The sequence below is a fragment of the Saccharomonospora iraqiensis subsp. iraqiensis genome, from assembly GCF_000430445.1.
Lineage (GTDB): Bacteria > Actinomycetota > Actinomycetes > Mycobacteriales > Pseudonocardiaceae > Saccharomonospora > Saccharomonospora iraqiensis.
In genome coordinates this window covers 13,730-22,645 of record NZ_KE387058.1, presented here as the reverse complement: position 1 = coordinate 22,645, position 8,916 = coordinate 13,730, and the positions used below count along the sequence as shown (strand labels likewise).

Here is an 8,916-nt window from a genome sequence, read left to right as displayed (position 1 = left end):
GCCAGTGCCACCGACACGGCGACCGCCTCGCCCCCGGCCGTGTCGAGGGCGGCGTCCACCCCGCGCGGCGCGGCCGCCCGCACCCGGTCGACGATTCCGTCCCCGTAAGCCACCGGAACGGCGCCCAGAGCCCGCACGTGGTCGGCATCGTCGGGATGGGCGGTGCCGACCACGGTCGCTCCCGCACGACGGGCCAGTTGCACGGCGACCGTACCGACACCGCCCCCGGCACCGTGGACCAACACCGTGTTCCCGTGGGCGATCCCAAGCTCCCGGACCGCGCCGTGCGCCGCCTGCCCCACCGCCGACAGGCTCCCCGCCACCGGCCACGACAGCGGCTCCGGTTTCGCGACCACCTGTGCGGCGTCGACGACGATCGCCGTGGCGTACGCCTGCAGCACCGTGAAGCCGAGAACGTCGTCGCCCGGTGCGAGCCCGGTGACGCCGGGCCCCACCTGCTCCACCGTGCCCGCGAACTCGTTGCCCAGGCGCTGCGGGAAGGTGTCCCCGCCCTCGGCGAAGTCTCCGCGCCGAAGCTTGCAGTCGACCGGGTTCACCCCGGCCGCTCGCACCCGCACCCGCACCTGGCCCGCCGCGGGTGCGCCGACGTCGATGTGGAGCAACCGCAGCACGTCCGGCCCGCCGTAGGCGTGAAAACCGACCGCCTCACCCATGTCCGTCCTCCGTTCCGGTGTGTCCTTCGTCCAGCCGCGCCCGTGCGGCGTCCCGGACCCGGCGCAACGTCGCTGCCGTGGCTGCCCGATCCTCTTCGGACAGTGCGCCGAAGGTTTGTCGCTCCAGTTCCGCCCACGCCCTCCGGATACGGGGACAGAGTCGTCGGCCCGCCTCCGTCAGGCGCACCTCCCGGGAGCGCCGGTCGACGGTCGACGACACCCGCACGACGAGCCCCGCCCGCTCCAGCGCCTGCAGCGTCGCGGTGACCGTGGAACGGTCCCGATTGAGGAAGCGGACGAGGTCCGGCTGCGGCACCGCACCGTGGTCGTCGAGGTGGAGCAACACCACCTCCTGCGGCGCCACCAGCCCGAGCTCGTCGAGCAGCGCACCCGCCAACGCCGCGTGCGCGCGGACGACCTGAAGCAGCAGAGAGCTGAGTGGCCCCTCCGGCACGTGGACACCGAGTTCCGGTCGCATCTCTGTTGGCATGCCAACAGACTACCTGGCACACTGTTGGCATGCCAACAGTTCCGGCGTCCCGTCCGCTCGATCCGGGTTTGATGCGCCTCGCCTCGGTGCTCATGGTGGGCGGGTTCGCGTCGTTGCTGAACACCACGATCGTCGGGGTGTCCCTCGACGCCGTCGCCGACGATTTCGGAGCCCGGGCCGCGCGGATGCACTGGGTGGCGAGCGGGTATCTGCTCGCGCTGGCCGCGGTCGTGCCGACGATGGCGTGGCTGGTGCACCGGCTCGGTGTGCGCGCGGTATGGCGGGCCGGTCTGGCCCTGTTCGTGGTGTCCTCGGTGCTGTGCGGCACCGCCTGGTCCGTCCCGAGCCTGGTCGTCTTCCGGGTCGCGCAGGGCCTCGGTGGCGGACTGATCCTGCCCGCGCTGCAGACCATCCTCGCGACCGCGGCGGGTCCCGACCGGCTCGGGCGGATCATGGCCCTCGTCGCCGTGCCGGGGCAGCTGGCGCCGCTGCTCGGCCCGGTACTCGGCGGGTTGCTGGTCGACGGACCGGGATGGCGGTGGGTCTTCTGGGTGAGTGTGCCGATCGGGGTGGCCGGGCTCGTGCTGTCCTGGAACCGGATCCCGGACGCCGGTTCGTCGCCGTCCGCGCCCGTGCCGCTCGACGTCCGTGGGCTGCTCCTGCTCAGCCCCGGCTTGGCGCTGCTGCTGTACGGCGGCTCCGGCCTGGCCGACCCGGCCGGGCACGGCATCGTCGCCGCCTGGGTGGCGGCGGTGGTCGGCGGGTGTCTCCTGATCGCCTATCCGGTGCACGCCGCACGGCGCCGGAATCCGCTGGTGAACCTCGACCTCTTCCGCGACCGGGGATTCGCGGCGGCCTCCACGCTCATGGCCCTGGCCGGGGCGTCGATCTTCGGTCCGATGGTGTTGCTACCGCTGTTCCTCCAACAGGTCCGGGGTGCCTCGGGACTGGAGACGGGGCTCGCGCTGGCTCCGCTCGCGGTGGGCACGATGGTCGCCCTGCCGGTCGCGGGCCGTCTGACCGACCGCATGGGCCCTCGTCCGCTGCTGCTCACCGGGACGGTCGTCGCCGCCGTGGGCACGGTGCCGTTCGCCGTGACGCCGGAGGCGGGCCCCGGACTCCTCGTCGTGGCGCTGCTCGTCCGCGGGTTGGGTCTGGGCCTGGCGACCGTGCCCGTCACGGCCGCCGCCTACCGCCGCCTGCCACCCGGACTCATCCCGCACGGCACCACCGCCCTCAGCGTCGTACAGCGGGTGGGTGGGGCGTTCGGGACCACGGCACTGCTGACGGTCGCGCAACACGACGTCGCCAACGGTGCCTCGGCCGCCGGGGCGTACGGCACCGCCTTCGCCTTGACCGTGGCGCTGTCCGTGCTCGCACTGCTGCCCGCGGCGCTCGTGCCGCCCCGACGGACCGACGACTGATCCGCGTGCGACCCGGTCCTTCGCCCGCGGGAGGGCATCACAGCCCCCCGGCTCGATGACCGCACCCTCGGGCCGGACTCCGTTGCTCCCACGTCGGCCCGGCACTCACCTCCGACTCCGGCGGATACGCCGCACCACCGGCCGTTCCGTTCATGTGTCGGGCCAGGGATCGTGGCAGTCCGGAAGGTGAAACCATGACATTCCGGTACGGGCACGGTATGGGGTGCCATCCGGATCCCGGTAGTCCACCCGGAACCGTTCGACTTCCGCACGGCGAGTCTCGGCCCGCAGTCCGATGACGAACCACCACGTCTCCCCCGGCTCAATTGTCGCCCCTTCAGCGGGCACACGCTGCCCCCAGGTCGGTCTGGCCACGTCCGGTTCCGGCGGATACTCCGCCCCGTTGGGTGGACCGTTTCTCGGCACGAGAACAGCTTCAAGAATGCTCATTCCCCGCGATCCGACCGTGGAAACATCAGTGATCGTGAGAGGCGCGTCCCCCTCATTACTGATAGGGCCGTTGTTGGCGGTCGTGGTCATTCTCCCTCCTTCCTGGGGAGAACACCCCTTCGCACCGGGTTCGTCGAGCGAGTCCCCACCGACAGCCAGAGGCCCGTCCGTGTGCACCCACTCGGAGCAGGCGCTGGTGACGGCCAACACCGCCACCAGCGCCAGCGCTGCGCGAACGATTCCCACGCTAGTGATCCTGCACGACGAGGACACGGGGATCATTGGGGTAAGAAGAGTCAGCCGGTGTCCCGCACACTGCGCGCCCGCCCGACATGAACTCGAACTCGTGAGCGGCTGACTGGGAAAAGCCGGTGCGGGTCGACAGGTTGAACCCGTTGTAACGCCCCTGCCGGGGAAACTGGATCTCGCTGCTCGGGTATCGGTCGACGGTGCGACTCGTATCCCGAGTCGACCGCGACCCCGAGGCCGGCGTCGGCGTTGACGCGGTGGATGAGTATTGCCCACACACTGGTGGTCTTGACGAAGATGGCGCCCACATTGGTCCACTGTGTCCCGAAATCCTGGCTGTACTGGACGGTGTAGTCGCCGGAGGTGGCGGCCCGGGGGGCGGCTGCGTGCTCCTCGGTCTGCAACGACTCCCGCTAACTCATCGGGGTCAGCTCCAGGTCGGCGTTCGCCGGCAGGCTCGACTTGCGGTCCTCTCCGGCCAGAGCCGCTTCGGCTCCCGCACCGCCCGTGGCCTCGTCCGGGGACAGACTGGCCTCCTCCACGGCCGTCCCCTCGGCGGTCGTGGCCCTGAGGCTGACATCCATCGTCCGCCCGTCCCGGGCGAACCGGGACAGGTCGATGTCCGGATCGACGCGCATCTCGTAGGTGCCGTCCGCGTCGGTGGTGGTGCGGCCGACCGGGGTGAGGTCGAAGGTGTCTCCCTCCTCCAGAGCGGCCATCTTCTCGCTGTCGGGGTAGGCCAGCAGCTCCACGGTGGCATCCGCGGCCGGGGTGTCGCCGTCGGACCGGGTGACCGTGCCCGCGGTCACCACCGGGGTGTTCAGGTCGCGGGCGTCGGTGAGCCCGGCCGACTCCGGCGACGGCTCCTCGGAGCAGGCAGCGGTCGGAAGCAGGCCCAGTGTCATCACCGTGACCGCGCCGCAGGCGAGACGGGATCGTGTTCGTTTCGCGTGGATGGGTTTCCCTCTCCGGGCAGGCGCGCCACCCGTCGCAGCACCCGGCCCCCAGTCGCTGTCAGTAACAGAACCCGACGCTACGGACGGCCCCCTGCGCGACTCAACCAACGATCGTTGCTCCCGCCCGAGCCGTATCGGAACATCCCGACCGCGAGCCCCACGAGCAACTTCCTGAAAGTTGCTGCAAACTCTTGCACGCTCCCCGCCCGGCTGGCTACGGTTCGCTGCCGATCCCGGTCTCAGCGAGGAGAGCGCATGAAACGGACCAGCAGAATCGCGGCACTGGCCGCGGCCACCACCCTCGTCGCCACCGCGTGCGGTGGCGGAGGCGCGAGCGACGCCGAGGCGCGGGTGGCCGAGGCGGTCGAGCAGGCCCGGCAGGACCCGCAGTCCGTGTCCGGCACGGTCACCTGGTGGGACACCTCGGACGCGACCAACGAGGCTCCCGCGTTCCAGGAACTGGTGTCCCGGTTCGAGGACGAGTACCCGAACATCGACGTCGAGTACGTCAACGTCCCGTTCGACGGCGCCGACGACAAGTTCAAGACCGCGGCGCAGAGCGGGGACGGCGCACCCGACGTGATGCGGGCCGACGTGGGCTGGACCCCCACCTTCGCCGCGCTCGGCTACCTGCAGCCGCTGGACGACACCCCGGCACTGTCCGGTTCCGAGGATTACCTCGCGGTGCCGAAGGAAAGCAACGTCTACGAGGGACAGACGTACGGCGTCCCGGAGGTCACCGACACGCTCGGGTTGCTCTACAACAAGGAACACTTCGAGCGCGCGGGCATCGAGAAGCCACCGCAGACCTGGAGCGAACTGCGCGCGACCGCGGAGAAGCTGGAATCCGAGATCGACGGCACGACCGGGTTCTTCGTCAACGCGGACTCGTACTTCCTGCTGCCGTTCGTCTACGGGCAGGGCGGCGACTACGTGGACATGGACGCCGAGAAGATCACCATCGACAGTCCCGAGGTGACCGCCGCGGTCGAGACCGCGCAGGGCCTCACCGTCGACGGCGTCGGCACCACCGACACCAGTGCGAACAAGTACACGAACATGCAGAACGGCTTCAAGGACGGGTCGGTCAGCATGATCCTGAACGGCCCCTGGTCGGTGTCCGACGTGCTGTCCGGCGACGCCTTCTCCGACGCCGACAACCTCGGCGTCGCCCCGGTGCCCGCCGGTCCCGAGGGGCAGGGCGGCCCGGTCGGCGGGCACAACCTCACGATCTACGCCGGCACGCCGGACCTGGCCGCGTCGCTGCTGTTCGTCGAGTACCTCAACTCCGCCGAGAGCCAGGCGTACGTCGCCGAGCAGAACAACACGCTGCCGACCCGCAAGTCGGTCTACGAGCGGCCCGAGGTGGCCGGCAACGAGGTGATCTCCGCCTTCGCCGATCCGGTCGAGCAGGCCGTGCCGCGGCCGCCCGCGCCGGGCGCCGGTGACCTCTACGACCTGTTCACGCCGTACTACGAGCGGATCCTCGGCGGCGACGCCTCCATCTCCGACGGGCTCGCCGAGGCACAGCGGGAGGCGGCCGGCGCGGTTCCGGGCTTCGACTCATGACCTCGACGGTCACCAGTCCCCCGACCGGGGCGGCGCCGGCACCGGCGCCGCCCCGGCGGCGGGGACGCCGGCTGTTCACCCGGCACTGGTACGCCTGGGCGATGGTGGCCCCGGTGGTCGCCGTGCTGGCCGTGCTGGTGCTCTACCCGTTGGCGCAGGGCGTCCACCTGTCCCTGACCAACGCCAACGAGATGAACAGTGCCCGCACCATCGGGGCCAACGAGATTCCGGCGACGTACGAGTTCGTCGGGCTGGACAACTACGTCGACATCCTCTCCGGCGCCGAGGGCACCTTCTACCCGAGACTGGTGTGGACTCTCGTGTGGACGGTCACCTGCGTGGTGCTGCACTACTCGATCGGCCTCGGGCTGGCGATGCTGCTCAACCGTGCGCTGCGCGGGCGCGGCCTGTACCGGATGCTGCTGATCCTGCCGTGGGCGGTGCCGCCGTTCGTGGCGGCGTTCGGCTGGCGGCTGATCCTCAACGACTCCGGCGGGGTGCTCAACGCCGTGCTGACCACGGTGGGCATCCCCGGGGTGGACTGGCTGGGACAGCCGTTCGCGGCGAAGGTCTCGGTCATCCTGGTCAACGTCTGGCTCGGGGTGCCGTTCATGATGGTCGCCCTGCTCGGCGGGTTGCAGACCGTGCCGCACGACCTCTACGAGGCGGCCGAGGTGGACGGCGCCTCACCGTGGCAGCGCTTCCGCGCCGTCACCCTGCCGGGGCTGCGGCCGGTGTCCGGCACGGTGATCCTGCTCGGCACGATCTGGACGTTCAACCAGTTCCCGGTGATCGCGATGCTCACCGGCGGCGGCCCGGGCGGAGCCACGAACATCCTGGTCACGGAGGCCTACGACCGGGCGTTCCAGGGTATCCGCGACTACGCCGGCGCGGCGACGTACGGCGCGATCATCGCCTCGATGCTGGTCGTGTTCGCGTTCTTCTACCGCCGCTGGCTGGAACGGCAGACGAGTGGGGTGGGCACATGAGCACTCCCGACACGCTGACCCGCCGTACCCCGACACGGGGACGGCACACCCGCGGCAGAGGGTCCTCCACGGCACTGCACACGACGCTGGTCGTGGCGAGCGTCATCGCGGTCTTCCCGGTGGCCTGGGTGGCCCTGACCTCCCTGAAGACCGACCGCGGCACCTGGACCCGGCCCGGCGAGCTCGGCCCGCTCGGGCTGGACAACTACGCGCAGGTGCTCACCGAAACCCGGTTCGGCGTCTGGTTCGCCAACTCGCTGATCGTGGCGGCGGCGACCACGGTGGTGGCCGTGCTCATCTCGGCCACCGCGGGCTACGCCGCCTCCCGGTTGCGGTTCCCGGGCCAGCGCCCGCTGATGTGGAGCTTCCTGATCACCCAGATGTTCCCGGCGGCGGTGCTGATCGTCCCGCTCTACAACGTGCTGTCCGGCCTGGGGCTGCTCAACTCCTACACCGGGCTGGTGCTCGCGGGCTGCACCGTCTCGGTGCCGTACTGCGCGTGGATGCTGAAGGGCTACTTCGACACCATCCCGGTCGCGATCGACGAGTCCGGCCGGGTGGACGGGCTGAGCCCGTTCGGCACGTTCTGGCGGCTGATCGTGCCGCTGTCCCGGCCGGGCATCGCGGTGACGGTGTTCTACTCGTTCGTCACGGCCTGGGGCGAGGTCGCGTTCGCGAGCGTGTTCATGCAGAGCGAGGACCGCTACACGCTCCCCATCGGGATGGCGACCTTCGTCAGCGACTTCAAGGCCGAGTGGGGACTGCTCACCGCGGCCTCGGTGCTGGTGCTGCTGCCGTCGGCGATCGTGTTCTTCCTCGTCCAACGTCATCTCGTCGCCGGCCTGACGGCGGGCGGGGTCAAGAGCTGAAAGGGGATTCCATGGGCAACGACTGGTGGCGCACGGCGGCGATCTACCAGATCTACGTGCGCAGCTTCGCCGACTCGGACGGCGACGGGGTCGGCGACCTCGGTGGTGTGCGGAACCGGCTGGACCACCTGGCCGACCTCGGGGTGGACGCGCTGTGGCTGACGCCGTTCTACTCCTCCCCGATGGCCGACGGCGGCTACGACGTCGCCGACTACCGCGCGGTGGACCCGCTGTTCGGCGACCTCGCCGACGCCGAGGCACTGATCGCCGAGGCGCACGGGCGGGGGCTGCGGGTGATCGTGGACGTGGTGCCGAACCACACGTCGTCGCGGCACCCGTGGTTCGTCGAGGCGCTGGCCGCGGAGCCCGGCTCGGCCGCGCGGCAGCGTTACGTGTTCCGCGAGGGGCGCGACGGCGGGCCCCCGAACGACTGGGAGTCGATGTTCGGCGGACCGGCGTGGACGCAGGTGTCGGACGGGCAGTGGTACCTGCACCTGTTCGACCCGGCCCAGCCGGACCTGAACTGGCAGCACCCCGACGTGCACGCCGAGTTCGAGGACATCCTGCGGTTCTGGCTCGACCGGGGGGTGGACGGGTTCCGCATCGACGTCGCGCACGGCCTGGTCAAGGCGGACGGGCTGCCGGACGTGGGCCGCACCGACCAGGCGGGCCTGCTCACCACGCGCGAGCTGCCGTTCTTCGACCAGGACGGGGTGCACGACATCTACCGGGAGTGGCGCAAGATCCTCGACTCCTACCCCGGGGAGCGGATCGCCGTCGCCGAGGCCTGGGTGCCCAGCGCCGACCGGCTGGCCCGGTACCTGCGCGCCGACGAGCTGCACCAGGCGTTCAACTTCCACTACGTGGAGACGGACTGGTCGGCGGCGGCCTTCCGGGAGGTCGTCGACGCGTCGCTGGCCGCGGTCGCCGATGTGGACGCACCGACGACGTGGGTGCTGTCCAACCACGACGTCCAGCGGCACGTCACCCGGTACGGCGGGGGCGAGCTCGGGCTCGCCCGGGCCCGGGCGGCGGCGCTGCTGACGTTCGCGCTGCCCGGGTCGGTGTACGTGTACCAGGGGGAGGAACTGGGCCTGCCGGAGGTGACCGACCTGCCCGACGAGGTGCTCACCGACCCGGTGTGGGAGCGCTCCGGGCACACCGACCGGGGCCGGGACGGCTGCCGGGTGCCGCTGCCCTGGTCCGGGACGGCCCCGCCGTTCGGCTTCGGCGGCCCGGCCTGGCT

At 71.0% G+C, this 8,916-nt stretch carries 9 protein-coding genes; 5 read left to right on the top strand and 4 right to left on the bottom strand.

Annotation, left to right across the window (positions count from 1 at the left end; genetic code table 11):
- Positions 1–674 (bottom strand): alcohol dehydrogenase catalytic domain-containing protein (locus ACTIR_RS21785; RefSeq protein ID WP_034238414.1); only part of this gene is annotated, 674 nt, incomplete at its 3' end.
- Positions 667–1,164 carry a MarR family winged helix-turn-helix transcriptional regulator gene (locus ACTIR_RS21780; RefSeq protein ID WP_052583722.1) on the bottom strand — a complete coding sequence of 166 codons (498 nt, stop codon included), beginning with the start codon at positions 1,162–1,164 and terminating at the stop codon, positions 667–669. The genes ACTIR_RS21785 and ACTIR_RS21780, both read right to left, overlap by 8 nt.
- 29 nt (positions 1,165–1,193) lie before the next feature.
- Here ACTIR_RS21780 and ACTIR_RS21775 point away from each other — a divergent pair, with 29 nt between their 5' ends.
- Entirely contained in the window at positions 1,194–2,588 is a 1,395-nt protein-coding gene (locus tag ACTIR_RS21775; RefSeq protein ID WP_084789321.1) for a DHA2 family efflux MFS transporter permease subunit, read from the top strand.
- A gap of 150 nt (positions 2,589–2,738) precedes the next feature.
- Here ACTIR_RS21775 and ACTIR_RS25210 read toward each other — a convergent pair whose 3' ends face one another.
- Entirely contained in the window at positions 2,739–3,128 is a 390-nt protein-coding gene (locus ACTIR_RS25210; RefSeq protein ID WP_233345824.1) for a hypothetical protein, read from the bottom strand.
- A gap of 572 nt (positions 3,129–3,700) precedes the next feature.
- Positions 3,701–4,192 (bottom strand): peptidase associated/transthyretin-like domain-containing protein, encoded by a 492-nt coding sequence (locus ACTIR_RS0104890; protein ID WP_026453440.1) that lies wholly within the window; start codon positions 4,190–4,192, stop codon positions 3,701–3,703.
- Positions 4,193–4,498: 306 nt separating this feature from the next.
- Here ACTIR_RS0104890 and ACTIR_RS0104885 point away from each other — a divergent pair, with 306 nt between their 5' ends.
- The 4 genes from ACTIR_RS0104885 to ACTIR_RS0104870 form a co-directional block, all read left to right on the top strand.
- A complete protein-coding gene (locus ACTIR_RS0104885; protein ID WP_026453439.1) occupies positions 4,499–5,812 on the top strand; it encodes an extracellular solute-binding protein in 1,314 nt (437 codons plus the stop codon).
- Positions 5,809–6,801 carry a carbohydrate ABC transporter permease gene (locus ACTIR_RS0104880; protein WP_026453438.1) on the top strand — a complete coding sequence of 331 codons (993 nt, stop codon included), beginning with the start codon at positions 5,809–5,811 and terminating at the stop codon, positions 6,799–6,801. The genes ACTIR_RS0104885 and ACTIR_RS0104880 overlap by 4 nt, the downstream gene beginning before the upstream one ends.
- Complete coding sequence (locus tag ACTIR_RS0104875) at positions 6,798–7,670, top strand: sugar ABC transporter permease (protein ID WP_026453437.1); 873 nt, start codon at positions 6,798–6,800, stop codon at positions 7,668–7,670. Before ACTIR_RS0104880 ends, ACTIR_RS0104875 begins: the two co-directional genes overlap by 4 nt.
- A gap of 11 nt (positions 7,671–7,681) precedes the next feature.
- Positions 7,682–8,916 (top strand): glycoside hydrolase family 13 protein (locus ACTIR_RS0104870; RefSeq protein ID WP_026453436.1); only part of this gene is annotated, 1,235 nt, incomplete at its 3' end.